This window comes from Streptomyces sp. 71268, assembly GCF_029392895.1.
Taxonomy (GTDB): Bacteria; Actinomycetota; Actinomycetes; order Streptomycetales; family Streptomycetaceae; genus Streptomyces.
This window is the reverse complement of the sequence record NZ_CP114200.1, coordinates 8240689-8259625: the sequence shown is the minus strand read 5'-3', so window position 1 is coordinate 8259625 and position 18937 is coordinate 8240689. Positions and strand designations below refer to the sequence as shown.

General features: G+C 71.3%; 14 protein-coding genes. 5 read left to right on the top strand and 9 right to left on the bottom strand.

Annotated elements, in window-relative coordinates; genetic code table 11:
• Positions 1–203: 203 nt before the first annotated feature.
• Positions 204–965 carry a DeoR/GlpR family DNA-binding transcription regulator gene (locus OYE22_RS32845; RefSeq protein ID WP_176160066.1) on the bottom strand — a complete coding sequence of 254 codons (762 nt, stop codon included), beginning with the start codon at positions 963–965 and terminating at the stop codon, positions 204–206.
• 339 nt (positions 966–1304) lie between these two features.
• Between OYE22_RS32845 and OYE22_RS33520 the strand changes: the two genes are divergently transcribed.
• Positions 1305–3239 (top strand): hypothetical protein, encoded by a 1935-nt coding sequence (locus tag OYE22_RS33520; RefSeq protein WP_348652262.1) that lies wholly within the window; start codon positions 1305–1307, stop codon positions 3237–3239.
• Between the two features lie 187 nt (positions 3240–3426).
• Here OYE22_RS33520 and OYE22_RS32835 read toward each other — a convergent pair whose 3' ends face one another.
• The 3 genes from OYE22_RS32835 to OYE22_RS32825 form a co-directional block, all read right to left on the bottom strand.
• Positions 3427–4755 (bottom strand): MFS transporter, encoded by a 1329-nt coding sequence (locus OYE22_RS32835; RefSeq protein ID WP_277323837.1) that lies wholly within the window; start codon positions 4753–4755, stop codon positions 3427–3429.
• Positions 4752–5351, bottom strand: a complete 600-nt coding sequence (locus tag OYE22_RS32830; RefSeq protein ID WP_277323836.1) for a helix-turn-helix domain-containing protein — start codon at positions 5349–5351, stop codon at positions 4752–4754. The genes OYE22_RS32835 and OYE22_RS32830 overlap by 4 nt, the downstream gene beginning before the upstream one ends.
• Before the next feature lie 575 nt (positions 5352–5926).
• The gene (locus tag OYE22_RS32825) at positions 5927–7738 is read right to left on the bottom strand and encodes an ABC transporter ATP-binding protein (protein ID WP_277323835.1); all 1812 of its coding nucleotides are present in this window, start codon (positions 7736–7738) and stop codon (positions 5927–5929) included.
• 113 nt (positions 7739–7851) lie between these two features.
• Here OYE22_RS32825 and OYE22_RS32820 point away from each other — a divergent pair, with 113 nt between their 5' ends.
• Both OYE22_RS32820 and OYE22_RS32815 read left to right on the top strand, forming a co-directional pair.
• The gene (locus tag OYE22_RS32820; RefSeq protein WP_277323834.1) at positions 7852–8304 is read left to right on the top strand and encodes a MarR family transcriptional regulator; all 453 of its coding nucleotides are present in this window, start codon (positions 7852–7854) and stop codon (positions 8302–8304) included.
• A 306-nt stretch (positions 8305–8610) separates the two neighbouring features.
• Entirely contained in the window at positions 8611–9981 is a 1371-nt protein-coding gene (locus OYE22_RS32815; protein ID WP_277324435.1) for a Gfo/Idh/MocA family oxidoreductase, read from the top strand.
• A gap of 47 nt (positions 9982–10028) precedes the next feature.
• Here the strand turns inward: OYE22_RS32815 and OYE22_RS32810 are convergent, their stop codons facing one another.
• Both OYE22_RS32810 and OYE22_RS32805 read right to left on the bottom strand, forming a co-directional pair.
• Positions 10029–10751: a L,D-transpeptidase family protein gene (locus OYE22_RS32810; RefSeq protein WP_277324434.1), complete on the bottom strand. Its 723-nt coding sequence runs from the start codon at positions 10749–10751 to the stop codon at positions 10029–10031.
• 80 nt (positions 10752–10831) lie between these two features.
• On the bottom strand, positions 10832–11623 hold the full coding sequence (locus OYE22_RS32805; RefSeq protein WP_277323833.1) for a metal-dependent hydrolase: 792 nt from the start codon (positions 11621–11623) through the stop codon (positions 10832–10834).
• Between the two features lie 136 nt (positions 11624–11759).
• Here OYE22_RS32805 and OYE22_RS32800 point away from each other — a divergent pair, with 136 nt between their 5' ends.
• Together OYE22_RS32800 and OYE22_RS32795 are read left to right on the top strand one after the other, a co-directional pair.
• Positions 11760–14273, top strand: a complete 2514-nt coding sequence (locus OYE22_RS32800; RefSeq protein WP_277323832.1) for a DEAD/DEAH box helicase — start codon at positions 11760–11762, stop codon at positions 14271–14273.
• Between the two features lie 73 nt (positions 14274–14346).
• Positions 14347–15228 carry an acyl-CoA thioesterase II gene (locus OYE22_RS32795; RefSeq protein WP_277323831.1) on the top strand — a complete coding sequence of 294 codons (882 nt, stop codon included), beginning with the start codon at positions 14347–14349 and terminating at the stop codon, positions 15226–15228.
• On the opposite strand, the gene OYE22_RS32790 is transcribed toward OYE22_RS32795, so the two are convergent.
• The 3 genes from OYE22_RS32790 to OYE22_RS32780 form a co-directional block, all read right to left on the bottom strand.
• The gene (locus OYE22_RS32790; protein WP_277323830.1) at positions 15176–16411 is read right to left on the bottom strand and encodes a DUF6397 family protein; all 1236 of its coding nucleotides are present in this window, start codon (positions 16409–16411) and stop codon (positions 15176–15178) included. The two genes, OYE22_RS32795 and OYE22_RS32790, sit on opposite strands and share 53 nt — an antisense overlap.
• A 107-nt stretch (positions 16412–16518) precedes the next feature.
• A complete protein-coding gene (locus OYE22_RS32785; protein WP_176160077.1) occupies positions 16519–16929 on the bottom strand; it encodes a roadblock/LC7 domain-containing protein in 411 nt (136 codons plus the stop codon).
• Between the two features lie 731 nt (positions 16930–17660).
• Entirely contained in the window at positions 17661–18617 is a 957-nt protein-coding gene (locus tag OYE22_RS32780; protein WP_277323829.1) for an oxygenase MpaB family protein, read from the bottom strand.
• Positions 18618–18937: the final 320 nt, after the last annotated feature.

Sequence of the window (18937 nt, the reverse complement as noted above, 5' to 3'; positions counted from 1 at the left end):
GGGCGGCGCGAGGCGGGGCGGCGCGGCTGGTGGTGGGCCAGGTTGCTCCGGTGGGGTCGCGTACGAGGTCGGTGGATGCCGATCGGCCCGGCACTGTGCGGTGGGGGCCGGCTCGGGCGGCTATTCGGGGGGCCGTTGACGGGCGCGTCGCGGGCCCCCGCGCGGGCACCGGCGCGCGGCCGGCGGCGTGGGGGCGGGCGTATTCACACGCGGAGCACCTGGGGTCCGAGCAGGGCGTAACGGTGTGCCTCGGCCAGGGGCAGGCCGGTGTCGGTGATGATGACTTCGAACTCCTGGGCCTCGGCGAAGCGACAGAAGCTGACGGCCCCGAACTTGGTGTGCACGCCGGCGAAGATGCGCCGCCTGGCGACCCGCATCACCTGCGCCTTGACCTCGCTGACGGCCGGGTCGGGGGTGGTCAGGCCGTACTGCCGGGAGATGCCGTTGGCGCCGATGAACGCCAGGTCGATCACGAAGCCCTGGAGCATGTGGGTGGCCCAGTGGCCCACGGAGGCCAGCGTGCTGCCCCGAACCCGGCCGCCGAGTAAAAGGACGGTGATCCGGTCGCTGACGGCGAGGCCGCTGGCGGTGGCGAGCGAGGAGGTGATGACGGTCAACGGCCGTTCGCGGGGCAGCGCTTGGGCGATGAGCTGCGGCGTGAAGCCCTCGTCCACGTAGACGGTCTCCGCGTCTCCGACGAGTTCGCCGGCCGCCGCGGCGATCCTGGACTTCTCCGCGACGTGCATGGTGGTGCGGAACGCGAGCGTCGTCTCGTACCCCGCGCTCTCCACGGGATAGGCCCCGCCGTGCGTGCGCCGCAGCAGACCCCGGTTCTCCATCGCGTGCAGATCACGCCGAACGGTCTCCTTCGACACCCCGAGCTTCTCCGCCAGCTCCGTCACGACGACGGAGCCGGTGTGGCGGGCCAGTTCGAGGACCGTGCGCCGGCGTTCCTCTGCGTCCACAGTGACTCCCCATCACGTACCGCACTGCCCGTTCGGGCACTTCCTGATCAGATTTCTACAAGGGGAGTTGTGCTGTGGCCAGGCCAGGCACCAGATCTCTCCTGACCGTCTGTGCCCGCTTCATCTCCGGGCAACCCCCAGGTCAGGGACATTCTACGGAAGGGAAACACAGGTCACCGCTGCCCGCCTGCGGGCAACAACCTGACCGGTTTCCGCCCGGTTGGTTTACGTGGCGCTTCCGCCACCGCCCGCTACGGCGCTTCCACACTCGGCCACGGAATGTGCGCGCGCTCCGCCGCCGGGCACCGGGACGGCGGCCGGAACGGATACGGTGCTGCCATGGCAAACAACGGGGCAGGAGCGGCGAACGAGTCGGGATACGCCCTGCTCATCGCGGCAGGACCGACGGGCAAGCAGCGGGCGATGGACACGGCCGCCGCGCTGCCGTCGCTGGCGGCCGTCGCACCGTCGGTGCTACTGGGCACGACGGGCGGCGCGCAGGTGGTGCAACTCGTCGATCCCGACGAGCCGCACACCGTGCTGACCCACCTGCGCACGGCAGCCGCCCACCCGGGGCCCGTGTTGGTCTACCTCGTAGGCCAGTTGACGCTGGACGCCAAGCAACACCTGCCGCACCTGGCACTGGCGCGCACGACGCCGAAGACGGCGCGGTACACCGCGTTGCCCTGGCACTGGCTGCTCTCGGAGTTGGGCCACCGGCCGGCCGGCACCACCACCGTCTTCGCCGATCTGGCGGCCGACGAGACGGCCTGGCCGAAACTCACCGCCGAGCACCTGACGATCGGTCTCGCGCTGTACGGGTGCGTCGTGCCCCCGCCGCGTCGCCGCCAGCTCAACACCCCGCACTACACCCGGGCCCTGGCCGCGGCCCTCCGCTCGGTGAGCACCCGCCCACCGCTGCCCCAGTTGCACCAGCACGCCGTCGAGCAGTCGGGGCTCGGCCAGGGGCCCGCTCTGCTCGTGGCGTCCACGGGGGGCGCGCCCCACCCCGCCGGCGGAGGTGGCGAGGTACCGCTCGACGTGCTCGGGACCGCCTCCGCCAGTCCGGTCACCCCGGCACCCGAACCGGCATCGACGGGCGCGGCGAGCCCCTGGACGCAGCCGGCTCCGTCGACGCCGGGGGCAAGTCCCCCACTGGCCCCGGGTTTCGAACCGGCGGCAGGGCCCGTGAGCCCACAACCGAACCCGATGCCCGACCAGCCGCACTGGCTCCCCGTCGGCGCGCCCCCCGCGACAGCACCGGGCCCAGACCCGGCGGTCAAGGCGCCGGAGCCCGCCCTGTCCGCGACGCCGAACGCGGCACCAGCCGCACCGATCGCGCCAGCCGCACCGGCCACGACTCCGCACCCGCGCCCGCCTGTCGCGCCGCCGACGGCGTCCGGCGCTCCCCGCGCACCAGAGGCCGACACCTCGGCGGACGACCCGACGGAGGCAGCGGCCCGTCCGGCCGACCAGGCGAAACCGACTGACCAGGACAAGTCGGCCGAGCCCGCCGGCGACGAGCCGCCTCAGGGCGCGGCGGCGCCGCCCCCGACGCGATCCCCGGACGCTCGCTCCAGTGAGTCCCAGCCGCCGGCCCCGGGTGATCACTCCGACGCGTCTTCGCTGCCGTCCCCGGACGCTCACCCCAGTGAGCCGACCGCGCGCCCGGCTGATGAGGCGGCGCCGGTCGCGGACCGCCACTCCGGGCAGGGCGGGGAGGCCGAGCCGGCTTCGACCTCGGCCCGCGCGGCCGTCGGGGATGCTGAGGCGGCCCCGCGACGGCCGTACGACCCCGGCCCACCGCCCGCGTACGCGCCGGGGTACGGGGGTGGCGAGGTGGCGCACGATCCGCACGGCGCGATACTGGAGGCGGCGCACGCGGGGCGACACAGCGAGGCCGCGGCGATGGCCGCGGCCTGGGAACAGGAGGCGTTCCGCTCGGCGGGCCCCGACTCCCCGCAGGCGCTCCACTGGCTTGAGGTACGCGCCGACCTGGCCCGGCTCGCCGGAGACCCGGCCCGCGCCTGCGAGCTGTGGATGGCCGCCGCCACCACGCGCCTGAGGGCGGGTCAGGCGGCGGACCAGTCCGACGTGGAGGGCGCGGTGGACCGGGCACACCACCAGTGGCAGCACGTTGACGACCTACTGCGGGCCAGGTCGTTGGCCACGGAACTGATGGCCCTGCGTACCCGTGTGCCGGGGCGCAGACCCGGCGCGCTGCGGGCCATCCAGGCCAGGTTGGAGAGCCTGCGCGGCGTCCGAGCGGGCTGAGCGGTGCGGTGCGGTCGGCGTCCTCGTACCGCAGGCAGCCGCCGCGCGCCGCGCCTCCGGCCGGCCGCGCGGCGGATGCGTACTGCCGAGCCGGGGGCGTGGCTGTTTCCGGCCCCTTGCGCCGGTCGAAGCGGCCCGGCACGCTCGCTGGCCATGGCATGGGAGCCGGCCTGCGACCCCAGCCGCTTCACCCCTGAGGCCGTTCAAGCGTGAGGCCCTCGTGCGCATCAGCTTCGGCGCACGGAACAGTCGCGTTTTCCGGGGCCAGTGAACGAATGCGCGGTATCGGTGAGGACAGCAGCCAGAACAGCGACAGCACTCCCCCAGCGGCGCCGACGAGCAGTGTCGCCCGCAGGCCCCACCCCGTGGCCAGCAATCCGCCGACGACAGCTCCGATGGGTCGCATGCCGTAATTGACAGTGCTGAAGGCGCCCGCCACGCGACTGCGCATGGCGTCGGGGATCACGCTGGTTTGCAGGGAGTTGAGGTTCACGTCGAAGAGCATCACGCCGACCCCGGAGAGGAATTCCGCGGCGGCCAGCGCGCCCACTCGGGCCCACACCGGTCCGCCCGCGCTGGCCGCGATGGCGATGGGCGCCGGGAAGAGCACGGCCCCGACGAGAATGCTGCGCCCGACGCCGATACGCCGCGAAACCCGTGGGGCGATGACGGCGCCCAGGAGTGCGCCGGTCGATCCGATTCCCAGAGCCAGCCCGATGGCCCCGGCGGACAGTTCCAGATCACGGTTGGCGAACAGCACCACCAGTCCGCTGCCCGCGACGAAGGTGAAGAAGTTGACCGTCGCCGCGCAGCCGAGCCCAGCGCGCAGCACCGGGTGCCGAGCGACGTAGGTCATCCCTTCCCGAGCACGTCGGAGTAGCGAAGGCCCCGTTCCCGCGTCCACGCCACCGGGCGACTCGTCGAGCGGTATGCGCCCTATCAGGAATGCCGATGCCAGATACGACAAGGCATCCACGATCACGGCGACGGGCGCGGTCAACGCCTGGATGAGGCCGCCACCGGCTGCCGGTCCGACCACGTGCGACATCGACCGGCTGGCGCTGAGTTTGCTGTTCGCCTCCACGTAGGACGCACGGGGCACGAGCCGCGCGAAGAACGGTGGGTAGGCGGTGTTGAACAACACCGCCGCGCTGCCGGTCAGCAGTGCGACGACATAGAGCTGGCCAAGGCTCACGGCATCGAGCAGGTACGCCACGGGGAGGCTCAGCAACACCGCGCCGCGCACCAGGTCAGCCAGGACCATCAGGCGGCGCTTACGCACCCGACGGTCGACCCACGCCCCCAGGAGAATCGCCAACAGATTCGGTGTCCAGATGAGCGCGGTCAGCCACGCCACTTGGTTGGCCGAGGCGCTCAACGCTGTGACGGCGATCAGCGGCAGGGCCAGTTCGGATATTCGGTCACCGAACTCCGAAACGGACTGCCCGGCCCAGAACCGGCGGAACCGCCGATCACGCCACAGGGACATCGGGGCATCGATGTTCGCAGTGCTCATGGCGTCTCATCCGCCGACGCCTGGTCCCGCTCGGGCAGGACATAGCGCATCATTCGGACGCCGCGACTGCCGGTCGGCCACTCGGCGGCGTCACGCGTCACGTACGGGGCCAGCACCCGCTCGATGCCGTCCTGAATCGCCGCGAGTTCCTCCGCCGAAACGACCACCCGGGTGTTGGCCAGACCAGCGGCCTGCTGCCAGGTCGGTTCGAGGTGGGGCTCGACCTCGGTCAGCCACCTGCTCGGCAGATCCCCGTAGCGCGCGAACATCTCCCGGGACAGTGCCCGCGCGGCCGAGCCGCCCTCCTCGTCCTTCGGCGTCTCGAACCGGAACCCACGCGCCGCCGCCTGCCATCGCCGCTGCCGACGGTCCGGCCCGGCTTCGGCGTCCCGGACCAACCCGAAGCCCGCCAGGTGCCGTAGGTGCCAGCTGGTCACCGACGGCGTGGCGCCCACGTGGGGCGCGAGTTGGGTGGCCGTGGCCGGGCCGTGCCGCTGGAGGCGGTCAAGGATGGCCAGCCGCACCGGGTGGGCCAGTGCCCGCATCGCCTGCGGGTCGGTGATCTCGATGTCACCCAGTCGATTCTCGGAATCCATAACGTGAGAGCTTCCTCTCAAATATTGTGAGAGTCAACTCTCAGATCTGGAGAAGGGGGCTCGCATGGCAGCGACGGTCCGTACGGACACACGCCGAGCCGCGGCGCGTCACACGATCACCGCCACCCACCCGCGCGTGCCGATGGGTCGGGTTGGTCGGGCGCGAGGCGTACGCCCGGTTCGATGCGCGGACGCGCGGGGCCGGCCCGGAGGGCCGCGTTCGTGCCTCACACCGAGCCCGGGCGCCGGGCCGAGCGCCAGGACCAGGGCCGGGGCCAAGCACGGGCTGCTGCGTTGGGGACGTCGGTTACCGGCGCCTGGTGGGTCCGCGATGCGGCTGGTTGCGGGGCGGCGCCGTGGGCGTCGGGCGTGGGCCGAGCGGCCCGGGGCGCCGGGCGCGGTCCGGGGGCGCCGTCGGCGCGCTACTCCCGGCAGGAGCAGATCGGCGTGGCGGAGCGTGCCGCACAGACGGGGCCGGCGGGGCGGCCGGCGCGAGAGGCTTGGCCGCGCCGAGCCGGCCGCCGCTCTCGGCGGGCGCGGCGGCCGGCTCGTGTGGGGTGTGTTCGGGCTGCCCGTCAGCCGGCCGGTAGGGCCACCGACGCCTCGTCGTCTCCGCGTATGAGGGCCGCGTACCGGCCCTGCTTGAGCATGAGTTCCTCGTGCGTGCCGCGCTCGACGACATCGCCGTCGGCCAGGACGACGATCTGGTCGGCGTCCCGCACGGTGGACAGCCGGTGGGCGATCGTGATCGTGGTGCGGTTGGCCGCGAGGGCGTCGATGGCGCGCTGCACGGCGTACTCGGTGCGGGTGTCGAGCGCGCTGGTGGCCTCGTCGAATATGAGGATGGGCGGGTCGCGCAGGATCGTCCGGGCTATCGCCAGCCGCTGCTTCTCGCCACCGGAGAACCGGTAACCCCGCTCGCCGACGAGCGTGTCGTAGCCGTCGGGCAGGGATGCGATGTGCTCGTGGATCTGCGCCGCCTCGGCCGCGGCGCGCAGCTCCTCGTCGGTGGCGTCGGGCTTGGCGAAGCGCAGGTTGTCCGCCACGGAGGCGTGGAAGAGGTAGGTCTCCTGGGAGACGACTCCGACGGCGTTGGCGAGCGTGTCGAAGCTGAGGTCGCGCACGTCCACGCCGTCGATGAGCACGCGTCCGGCGGTCACGTCGTACAACCGGGGCACGAGGTAGCTCAGGGTGCTCTTCCCCGAGCCCGTGGGGCCGACGACGGCGAGGCTGCCGCCGGCGGGAACCGTCACGTCGACGCCCCGCAGGGTGGGTTCGGCCGAGTCGGGGTCGTAGGAGAAGCTGACGTTCTCGAAGCGAACGTCCCCGCGCACCGTGCCCAGGCGCACCGGCTGGTCCGGCTCGGCGATGCCCACCGGCAGGTCGAGGTACTCGAAGATGCGGTGGAAGAGCGCCAGCGAGGTCTGCATCTGCACCCCGGTGGAGAGCAGGCTCACGGTGGGCCGGAACAGGCCCTGTTGCAGCGACACGAAGGCGACCAGGGTGCCGATGCTCACGCCGGAACCGTCGCCCTGGAGCGCCATGCCGGCCGTCCAGTAGATGATCGCGGGCATGGCCGCCATGACGATGCCGATGGTCGCCATGCGCCAACGGCCGGCCATGCTGGAGCGCACCTCCAGGTCCACCAGCCGCTCGGACTCGCGGGTGAAATCGGCGGTGAGCGAGTCCGAGCGCCCCATGGTGCGGCCGAGCAGGATGCCGCTGACCGACAGCGACTCGGTGACGAGCGCGGCCATCGCGGCCATCTGCTTCTGCCGCTGCGAGGTGATCCGCTTGCGTTCCCTGCCGACCCGACGGCTGATCCAGACGAAGACCGGCAGCAGGCAGAGCGAGACCGCCGTCAGCCGCCAGTCCAGCGCCAGCATGGCCACGATGCTCGCTGTCACGCTGGTCAGGTTCGAGACCAGGGACGTGGCCGTGGACGTCACGGTGGCCTGCATGCCGCCGATGTCGTTGGCGATGCGCGACTGCACCTCGCCGGTGCGGGTGCGCGTGAAGAACGCCAGCGGCATGCGCTGGAGGCGGTCGTAGACGGCGGTGCGCAGATCGTGCATGACCCGCTGGCCGACGGTGGTGGAGATCAGGGTCTGCAGGACGCCGAAGACGCTGTTGACCACTGCCGCGACGATCATGCCGCAGACCAGCAGCGTCAGCAGCCCCGACCGCCCCTGGGGAATGGCGGTGTCGAGCACCTCGCGCAGCATGAACGGCGAGGCCACCGTGACCAGCGAGGACGCGGCCACCAGCAGCCCGACCAGGGCGAGGCGGCCTCGGTAGGGGCGGAAGAGACGCAGAATACGCCGCACTTGGGCTGGTTCATCGCGGTCGGCAGCGGGTGGCTCCCACCGTGGTTCGTGATCGCGCATGGACTCCTTCCGGGGTACGCGGGGGTCTGCGGGCCGGCCGACGGCGGGCCTCGTCGAGCATAGCTCACTGTTACCTATACTCACAATGCACTTGGTCCTGATAAGCTCCTCACATGCCCGCCCCCGACGCCTCCGGTCAGCTTGCCGAGCAGTTGCTGCGCCTCACCCGCAGGCTGCACCGCGCGCAGAAGCGCTATCTGGAGCCCCTCGGCATCACCCCGGCCCAGGCCCGGTTGCTGCGCACCGTGGCGTTGTACGACGCCGAGCCTCCGCGCATGGCCGACCTGGCTGCCCGACTTGAGGTGGTGCCCCGCGCGGTGACGACGCTGGTGGACGCGTTGGAGGCGAACGGCGTGGTGCGCCGCGTCCCGGACCCGTCGAACCGGCGCGTGATACGCATCGAGCTGACGGACACCGGCCGAGCCACGCTCCGCGCGCTGCGCCAGGCCCGTCGCTCCGCGGCCGAGGACATCCTGGAGCCGCTGAGCCAGCGTGAGCGCGAGCTGCTGGGCGGCCTCCTCAACACCCTCGCGGGCAGCCCGCACGGCTGCGTCGGCGATCGCTGACCCGGGATCGACGCGCCGACCGAGGCACCACGTCCACCGCCTGACGTCCAGGCCGCCCGCACGTGCGGCCATGCCGAAACCGCTCGGTCGCACCACCCTCTGCCGTCACCCCGTGGTCTCCCAGCAAAGAAAGCCTCGTTCCGCTTCTTGTGCCACCTGCCTCACGCCCGTCAGGGTCTGACGCGACGTAGCACGCCACGCGCCATCAGCTTTCCAGGAGGCTCGGTGAACGAGGCAACACCGCAAGACCAGAACCCGCCCAGCGGCCCGCAGGGTGGCGAACGCCCTGCCCCCAGCCGTCGCTCCGTGCTGTGGACCGCCGGAGTGGCCGGGCTCGGCATCGGCGCACTCGGGGACCAGCAGGCGGCGGCCGACGCGCGAGCGGCGGGGGCGACGGAGCCCACCGGGGTGGCGGACACCTCGCGTCGGGCCGCGACCATGATCGGGGTGCCGTTCGAGAGGCGCGACACCGTACGGGTGGGCATCGTCGGGCTCGGCCAGCGCGGTGGCAGCATGATCGACCTGTTCCTCGCGCTACCGGGCGTCCGCGTCGTCGCGCTGTGCGACGTGGTGCGCGCGAAGGCCGAGCGGGCCGCCCGCAAGGTCACGGCGGCGGGGCAGCCGGCACCGGCTCTCTACACCAAGGACGACCAGGACTTCGAGCGGCTGTGCCAACGCTCCGACCTCGACTTCGTCTACGTCGCCACGCCCTGGGACAGCCACTTCGCCATGGCCAGGGCCGCCATGCTCCACGGCAAACACGTCGGTGTGGAGTGTCCCGTGGCCATGGAGTTGAGCCAGCTGTGGGAGCTGGTGAACGTCTCCGAGCGCATGCGCCGGCACTGCGTGCAGTTGGAGAACTGCGCGTACGGCAGGAACGAGATGCGGGTGCTGCGCATGGCGCACGCGGGCCTCTTCGGTGAACTGCTGCACGGCGCCGGTGCGTACATCCACGACCTACGGGCGCTGATGTTCTCGCCCACCTACTACGAGGGGCCGTGGCGTCGGCTCTGGCACACCAGGCTCCGCGGCGACCTCTACCCGAACCACGGGTTCGCCCCGGTCGCCAACTACATGGACGTCAACCGGGGCGACCGAGCCGTGCGCATCACGACGTTCGGCTCCCCCTCCCTCGGCCTCGCCGCCTACCGTAAGGAACACATGCCGCTGGGCGACCCGAGTTGGAAGGAGTCGTACGTCAAGAGCGACATGTCGATCAGCCTCGTGCAGACGGCCAGGGGACGCGTCATCCGGCTGGAACACAACGTCTCCAACCCCCACCCCTACAGCCGGCTCAACATCCTCGGCGGCACCAAGGGCGTCTTCGAGGACTATCCACCACGCGTCTATCTCGAACCGGACAGGAACGACCACCAGTGGGGTGACTTCGCGGACTACGCGGACTGGGACCACTGGCTCTGGAAGGAACACGCCAACCCGCCGGGCGGACACGGCGGCATGGACTACATCATGCTGTTCCGTCTGACGCAGTGCATGCGACTCGGCCTCGTCCCCGATTTCGACGTCTACGACGCGGCCACCTGGACCGCACCACTCCCCCTGAGTCACGCGTCCATCAAGGCCAACGGCGCACCCCAGGAGATACCCGACTTCACCCGCGGGCTGTGGAAGAAACCCCGTTCCGGTATCGATTCGCCCAAGCCCGCCGGCAACTGACGTCCGGCGCACGGCCCGCCCCACCCGGCGGGCCGTGCCCGGTCACCTCAGGCGGCCAGTTCCCGCTTGTCCCCCATCACCACGACGGGGTGTCGCGCCGGGTCCAGCGTTTTCAGCAGGTACGCCATCCCCGCCTTGGGCAGGCTCACGCACCCTGACGTGCCGCTCCTGTGGTCGAGGTGTAGCCAGATGCTGCCGCCCTTGCGGGTGCCCTGGGGGCGGGTCGGGTCGAGGGGTGTCGTGCCCTTGATCCGGTTGTAGTCGATGGCTATGACGTAGTCGAAGTCGTGCCAGTGGGTCTTGGGCCAATAGTGCGGGGCGGCGAAGGCGGCGGTGTGGTGGTACGGCAGTTTCGCCCCGGGGTCGGCCAACACTCCGCCCGCGTCGCTGAGCGTGAAGACGCCGACCGGGCTGCGCTTGTCGTTCTCGCGGTGGTTGGTCGTCCAGCCCCGCCTCCCGTTGTGCGCCGACCACGAACGGTCCCGCTGCCAGGCGTCGCCGTCCTTGGTGTACAGCACGACGGTGGCGTCGGCGGAGTTCCGGCCCTCGCCGTACACGGCCACGACCTGGCGCGCCGAGCGGGGTATCCGCGCCGCCCACTTCTCCCCCACGTCCGGGATACGCCGCTTGTCCGCGGCGCGCGACCCGTTGGACCCCGCCGACCTGGTCCCGTCGTCGCCGGCCCCTCCCCCGCCGCCCTCGCAGCCGATCAGTAGCCCGGCGGCCAGCACGACCGCCGCCGACGCCCGCAGCACGCCCGACATTCGCATGCCGTCCATGGTCGCACCCCCACTCGCGGCCTGGTAAGACGCCACAGCAGCCGGCGCCCGGTGGGCCGCCGCGCCTGCGGCTACAGGAAGCCGAGGGCTCCGAGGCCGCCCGCGCCGCCCAGCACCATGAAGGCGGGCATCAGCACCTTGAGCTCCACCCAGCTCCCGGCCCGGAACCGCATGATCCTCGGCGGACCGATCGGGTACCAGCGCTTGCGGCCTATCGGTATGGGCCACAGGATCGGGCAGCCGGAGACCGTCAGGGCGTCGCCGATGTCGTGCACCAGCGCCCCGAGCACGATCGGCAACCCCAGCCACAGGTACTCCTGGCCCTCACCGGTGAACAGCCAGTCCGACCCGTTGCCCGGCTTGTTGAGTATCTCGGCGAGAATCCACGCGCTGGTCGCGCCCAGGAGCCAGACCAACACGTCGCTTGAGACCCGGGCCATCCGCCACAGCAGCCCCTCGACCGCGAGCACCATGTGCACGAAGAGCAGGCCCAGAACGGCCCAACGGCCACCGGTGACGGCGAGCACCGAGGCGCCGACACCGATCAGCACGGCCCAGACCCACGTATGGGTGAGCGTGCGGTGCCCACCCGTGCGCCGCGGGTCGCCCGGCTTCCTGGTGGCCTGGTAGACGGCGTGGGAGAGGCTGTCGATCACCCCGCACAGGGCGCGCGAGAGGGGACCGAAGGCGCGGGATATCGTCGCCGACTTGTGGTCCAGGTCCGGGGCGAGCGCGGCTCCGGCGCAGATCAGCGCGCCGACGACGAGCACCGGCCAGGGCATGGGGTGCCCGGCGGCCCCGGCTGCCGCCCCCACCCCCAGCCAGGCTGCCGCTCCGGACAGCGAATGCGCCGGTCCCATCATCGTCGTTCCCCGCCCCTGCTCGTGCCCGCTCCCCGGCGGGTGGTGTTCTCATCGGCCCGGCACAGCCTATCCGCGAACGATCTTCGTTCCCGCAGTCGGTTCCCGCCCCGGGCCCGAGAGCAGGCAGTATGGGGGCGTGACTCTTATCGATCAGATGCCGAGCGACGCCGACCCCGATGCCCTCTTCGAGACGTTCTCGTCCTGGGTGGAGGAGCGTGGTATCTCGCTCTATCCCGCCCAGGAGGAGGCGCTGATCGAGGTGGTGTCCGGCGCGAACGTCATCCTGTCCACTCCCACCGGCTCGGGTAAGAGTCTGGTGGCGGCTGGGGCGCACTTCTCGGCGCTGGCGCGCGACGAGGTCACCTTCTACACCGCTCCGATCAAGGCGCTGGTGTCGGAGAAGTTCTTCGAGCTGTGCAAGCTGTTCGGCACCGAGAACGTCGGCATGCTGACCGGTGACGCGTCCGTCAACGCCGACGCGCCGATCATCTGCTGCACCGCCGAGGTGCTGGCCTCCATCGCCCTGCGGGACGGCAAGGACGCCGACGTCGGCCAGGTGGTGATGGACGAGTTCCACTTCTACGCCGAACCGGACCGGGGCTGGGCCTGGCAGATCCCGATCCTCGAGCTGCCCCAGGCCCAGTTCATCCTCATGTCGGCCACGCTGGGTGACGTCTCCCGGTTCGAGGAGGACCTGACCCGGCGCACCGGGCGATCGACGGCCGTGGTGCGCTCGGCTACCCGCCCGGTCCCGCTCAGCTACGAGTACCGGACGACGACGCTGACCGAGACGCTGACGGAACTGCTGGAGACGCGCCAGGCACCCGTCTACATCGTCCACTTCACGCAGGCGGCGGCGGTGGAGCGAGCGCAGGCGCTGATGAGCATCAACATGTGCTCGCGCGCCGAGAAGGACGAGATCGCCGCGCTGATCGGAAACTTCCGGTTCACCACCAAGTTCGGCCGCAACCTCTCTCGCTACGTACGTCACGGGATCGGCGTGCACCACGCGGGGATGCTGCCCAAGTACCGGCGGCTGGTGGAACGGCTGGCGCAGGCCGGGTTGCTCAAGGTCATCTGCGGTACGGACACGCTCGGCGTTGGCGTCAACGTGCCCATCAGGACCGTGCTGTTCACGGCGCTCACCAAGTACGACGGGCAGCGGGTGCGCACGCTGCGGGCCCGCGAGTTCCACCAGATCGCCGGCCGGGCCGGGCGGGCCGGCTTCGACACCGCCGGGTTCGTGGTCGCGCAGGCTCCCGAGCACGTGGTGGAGAACGAGAAGGCGCTGGCGAAGGCGGGCGACGACCCGAAGAAGCGCCGCAAGGTGGTGCGCAAGAAGGCGCCCGAGGGGTTCGTCAACTGGGGGCAGAACACCTTCGAGAAGCTCATCGCCTCCGAGCCGGAGCCGCTCACCTCCCGGTTCCGGGTCACCCACACCATGCTGCTGGCGATCATCGCGCGTCCGGGCAACGCGTTCGACGCGATGCGGCGGCTGCTGGAGGACAACCACGAGCCGCGCAAGAACCAGCTGCGGCACATCCGCCGCGCTTTCGCCATCTACCGCTCCCTGCTGGACGGGGGTGTGGTCGAGCAGTTGCCCGAGCCCGACTCCGAGGGCCGCGTCGTGCGGCTCACCGTCGACCTGCAGGCGGACTTCGCGCTCAACCAGCCGCTGTCGACGTTCGCCCTGGCCGCCTTCGAACTGCTGGACCCCGAGTCCCCCTCGTACGCGCTGGACATGGTCTCCGTGGTGGAGTCGACACTCGACGACCCGCGGCAGATCCTGGCGGCGCAGCAGAACAAGGCCCGGGGCGAGGCCGTCTCGCAGATGAAGGCGGACGGCATCGAGTACGAGGAGCGGATGGAACTGCTCCAGGACGTCACCTACCCGCGCCCGCTGGACGAGTTGCTGTCGCACGCCTACGGCCTGTACCGCAAGAGCCACCCGTGGGTGGGCGACCACCCGCTGTCGCCCAAGTCGGTGATCCGCGACATGTACGAGCGGGCGATGACGTTCACCGAGTTCACGTCCTACTACGACCTGGCGCGCACCGAGGGCATCGTGCTGCGCTACCTGGCCAGCGCGTACAAGGCGCTGGACCACACCGTCCCGGACGATCTGAAGTCGGACGACTTCGAGGACCTCATCGCCTGGCTCGGCGAGATGGTGCGGCAGGTCGACTCCAGCCTGCTGGACGAGTGGGAACAGCTCGCCAATCCGGAGGTGGAGTCGGCGGAGGAGGCGCAGGAGCGGGCGGAGCAGGTCAGGCCCGTCACCGCGAACTCCCGCGCCTTCCGGGTGCTGGTGCGCAACGCCCTGTTCCGTCGCGTGGAGCTGGCCGCGTTGGACAAGGCCGAGGAGCTGGGCGAGCTCGACGGGGAGTCGGGCTGGGACGCGGAAGCCTGGGGCCGGGCCCTGGACGCGTACTGGGACGAGTACGAGGAGATCGGCACCGGGCCCGACGCGCGCGGACCGAAGTTGCTGAGCATCGAGGAGCAGCCGGAGCACGGGTTGTGGCGGGTGCGGCAGACCTTCGCCGACCCCGGTGGCGACCACGACTGGGGCATCTCCGCCGAGGTGGACCTGGCGGCGTCCGACGAGGAGGGCCGCGCCGTGATCCGCGTGACCGACGTGGGGGCGCTGTAGCCTCCCAGACGCCGCCCGCGCCGGGTCGTGGCCGGGCGGCGTCTCGCGGCATGCCAGCAAAGGAGCACCACCGATGCCCAACCCCGCCGAGCGGCTGGTCGACCTACTGGACCTGGAGCGGATCGAGACCAACATCTTCCGGGGGCGCAGCCCGGACGAGTCGTTGCAGCGGGTCTTCGGCGGGCAGGTCGCCGGACAGGCCCTGGTGGCGGCGGGGCGGACCACGGACGGCAAGCGCCCGGTGCACTCGCTGCACGCGTACTTCCTGCGGCCCGGCACGCCCGGGGTGCCCATCGTGTACCAGGTGGAGCGCGTACGCGACGGTCGGTCCTTCACGACGCGTCGGGTGGTAGCAGTCCAGGAGGGACGGACGATCTTCAATTTGACGGCCTCCTTCCATCAGCCGGAGCCGGGGTTCGAGCACCAGGTGCCGATGCCGGACGTGCCCGAGCCGGAGTCGCTGCCCAGGCTTGGTGACGCCATCCGCGAGCGCCTGGGTGAGCTGCCCGAGGCGCTACGGCGCATGGAGCAGCGGCAGGCGTTCGACATCCGCTATGTCGAGCCGCTGCGGTGGACCGCCGAGGAGCTTGCCGGTGCGGAGCCGCGCAGCGGGGTGTGGATGCGGGCGATGGGGCCGCTGGGGGACGACCCGCTCGTGCACACGTGTGCCCTTACCTACGCGAGCGACATGACGTTGCTGGACGCGGTGCGCATCCCCGTGGAGCCGCTGTGGGGGCCGCGGGGCTTCGACATGGCGTCGCTGGACCACGCGATGTGGTTCCACCAGCCCTTCCGCGCGGATGAGTGGTTCCTGTACCAGCAGGAGTCGCCCATCGCGACGGGTGGGCGGGGCCTGGCCCGCGGTCAGATCTTTCATCGCGACGGCGCGCTGTTGGTGTCGGTCATGCAGGAGGGACTCTTCCGCCCGCACCGCCGGTCGGCCGCCGAGAACTGAGGTCAACGCCCCGGGGGCGTCGCCGGGTCGCGGCCGGGCCGCGAGGCCCCGGCGTCCGCTCCCGGGCGTCGACGGCCGCGCGCGCTGCCGGCGCCGTCACCCGTCGAGGGTGCTCGGCCTCCCGGGCGCGTCGGGCAGCGGCCGCGCGCGCCAGGAACTCCCACGCCGTCCCCGGTCGCGCCGGGGGCGGGCCCGAGGGTGTCGCACGGCGTGACGGCGCGGCCTGGCAGACGCCGTCCCGGCGGTCCACGCTGGCCCGCGTGCTCGCCGGGGCCGGGCGCGCCGCGGGGAGCCCTCGCCCCTCCGGCCTCAGGTGGAACGCCGCTGCCTCGCCGGTCGCGGGCGGCGCTCCGGGTGAGGTCGGGCGGGCGTCCTCCAACGCCGTGACCAGGCCAATCTGATGCCAGATCACCTCGTCGCGGTCGTCCGCCGTCACCACCTCGTCTACCACCGCGCACACCGCCGGGGCCACCGCGCGCACCGGGCTCAGCGGTGGGTCCAGCTCCCGTAGATACGCCCGCTCGGTGGGGTCGGGCACCGCCTCGGCTAGGGCGTCGGTGCTCAGCACGGCGGCCGAGACGGCGGCCCGGCTCCACGGGTCGGAGCTGTGCGCGAGGAGTTGCCCCACCCGCCGCGCGCGCCAGTTCCGCCCGCGCCAGTCGGCCTCCTTCCGCATCACGGCCCGCAGCCGCTCGGGGGTGCGGGCCGCGCTCAACTCGGGCTCACCCGCCGCGAACTCGACCAGCTCCGCCGCCAGGTAGAGCCAGACGACGGCCCGGTATCGGTTGACGTAGAAACGCACGGGGCTGACACACCCACAGCGCGCCAGCCGGGTGAACCGGCCTGGGCTGATCCCCAGCAGCTCCGCCGCCCCCGCCGTGCCGACCAGCCGCAGTCGCCCGCGCAGCTCCCGCAGCGCACAGGGATCTGCCGCGAGCCGTTCGACTTCCGAGCGGAACACGCGCCGTTGCCACGAGGCGTCCGGCACGGCCGGGGCGCGCTGACCCCGGCTGGCCACGGGTCGCCCCCAGGACGCCAACTCCCCGAGGCCCACCGAGCGCAGCACGCCGAGCTGGACGGCCAACTCAAGCTCGCGCCGCGGCCAACGCAGCTCCCTGGCCGCGCTGCCCAGCGACACGGTCGCCCTCGCCGTCGTGCGCGCCTCCCATGCCCGTACGGTCATGATGCCTCTCCCCCATCGATCGATCACTGACAGTGACGACCATAGCCCTGGAGAGGCCGTGCGCGGTGAGCCTGTGGATAACCTGCGTGTGGTCGGCGACGGAAAGCTCAGGCGCCGCCCGGGGCGCCGCTTTGCTGACGCACCTCGACGCCGAGATGCTCACCCACACGATTGACGAGAAGCGCCATCTCGTAGGCGATCTGGCCCACATCCGCCTCTTCGTGGCTGAGCACGCACAGACAACTGCCGTCGCCGGCCGCCGTCACGAAGAGCACGCCCTCCTCGAACTCGACCATGACCTGGCGCACATGACCTGTCCGAAAATGATGGCCAGAGCCCTTGGCGAGACTGTGCAGGCCCGATGCCACGGCGGCCAGGTGCTCCGCGTCCTCCCGGATGAGCGACGCGCTCGCCCCGGTCACCAGACCGTCGTTGGACAGCACCAAGGCGTGCCGGATGTGCTCGATCCGCGTGGTCAGGTCGTCCAGCAGCCAGTCGAGCCCCTTGGTCAGTGCCATGCCCTCGCCTCCCCGTACGGCATTCCCCGTAACTGCCGTGCCAGCCTTGCTCACCGCCGCCGTCTCGGCAACCCGGCCTTGGCTTTAGACCGCCCTTGTCCTCACCCTGACACACAATGAAGACGCGGTTGAGCAGATGGCAACGGATCAGTGGCACGCCTCCCCCACCGTCAGGCACGCGCGCCGGCCGGACGCTTCGTCATTGGGCAACGGTGAGGTACGTGCGCGGCCCAAAAGGTGACCTGTCGTCAGGACATGGAAAAGGGTTGTCTGGACGCCCGATCGTTCGGTGCAAAGGCGAGCATCCGCCTCGCCACGGCCCCCGGCCCTCGTAGCCCCGACCGGGGGGTGCCGCGCGCATACCCCGCCGGGAATCACGTTGGGTGAGCACTCGTGCGGGGTGTGGACACCACAGCGGGGTGCCGATGCCCGCTAGCGGGCGAGGGTTGCTGCCCGCCCGCGGGCGAGGGTTGGTGCGGCCGCACCCGATGACACAGCCTCCCGCGCCCACCAGGGTGGCGTTACATGAGCGGCCCCGGAGAAGGGTCGGACAGCGTCGCCGCAGCGGCAAAGTCTCACCCTAGAGCTGAGAGTGAGAGATGGTGTCGCTGGCGCCGCCGCTCACGTCGCTTAGGCAGTCGTCGCGGGTCGGGTGAGACCGGGTGGCCGTGCTCGCCGTCGTCGCCCTGCCGTGGCGTACGACCTGAGCGTGGCCGCCACGGGGGACTGCTTCAGTCGCGCTGCGGCGGGCCCGCGGTGGGTGTGGGTTTCGCGTGGTTCAGCGGGCAGCCGGGGGTGAGGGCGGGGCGCGCGGTGCGAGAGCGCGGTGTGCGGGTGCCGGGGCCGGTGGGGAAGGTGCCGAGTTCGGCCACTGCGTAGCCGAGTGGGTAGCCCTTGATCTGGGAGTTCTGCCGGGCGTAGTGGGGTTGACGGCGCGGAGGCAGGAGCCGGACCGCTCTGCCGCGCAGCCGCAGCGCGCCCCGCACGGTCGCGGTGACCAAAGGCCCGGGGTCCGGATAGCGGAAGGCGCGCCGCAGCGGTGCGTCGAGCAGGGCCAGGCTCGCCGCCTTCGCGAGTGGTGCGAACGGTCGCGGATACCAGGAGGCCATCAGTTCGCGGGTGGCGTCGGCCACGCTTCTGCCGCCCTCGTCCCAGCCGAAGTTGGCCGCCTCGTACTGGTCGAGACAGCGCTCGAAATCCCCGTACGTGGCGGGAATTCCGGTGATACCCATGTGGCGGCCGAGGGTGCGGAAGTACTGCGCTGACGCCTGCTTCTCGTGTTCGCAAAGGCGTCGCCATCCGTACGCGTCCAGCCAGCGTTTGGGTACGACGACAAAGGTGCTGAGTACGTAACGCATGTCGTCGTTGGTGATGTCGTACGAGCCGTGCATCTGGTTCATGCGCCGGATGGCTGTGCGCCCCCGGGCGTCGGCGAATCCGTGTTCCAGCACCGCGTCGAGCAGCAGCGCCGTGTCGTCGTAGCGCTTCTGGGTGCGTTCGGTGAATTCCCCGGTCCTGGCCAGCAGGCCACCGACGCTCGGCACCGCGTAGGTGCGGAAGAGAGCCAGTTCGAGCGCCCTGGTGATGTCCCAGGGAAACTCGTGTGTCGCGGTGATGCGGTAGATGCGGAGGAAGTCCCGCTCTGGATCGAGGCGCTGGATTTCTCGTAGCCAGTCGTATCGCCGCATGTCGCCGGCTTCCCTTCGCTGATCCACAGGGGTGTTTTCCGGGCCGCCCGGTCTTCAACTGTAGGGGCGCCGGGTGGAATGCGGCAGAGCCGTACGGCCGGGGAGCGCGGGTGATCGGAATTGATCCGTCGACCGCTCCGAAGGTTCGTTTCGGGGCGGTCGAGTGGCGTGGTTGACCACAGTGCGCCAGACGCCTGGCAAGGGGCGCCGGATCGGCGGTACGTGCGGTGTCCATGCGGCGACCGACGCGGGGTTCCCGGTCGGCGGAACGGCCCTCACGGATGGTGCGGAGGGCTGCCCTCCGCGGTGGGAGCGCTCTC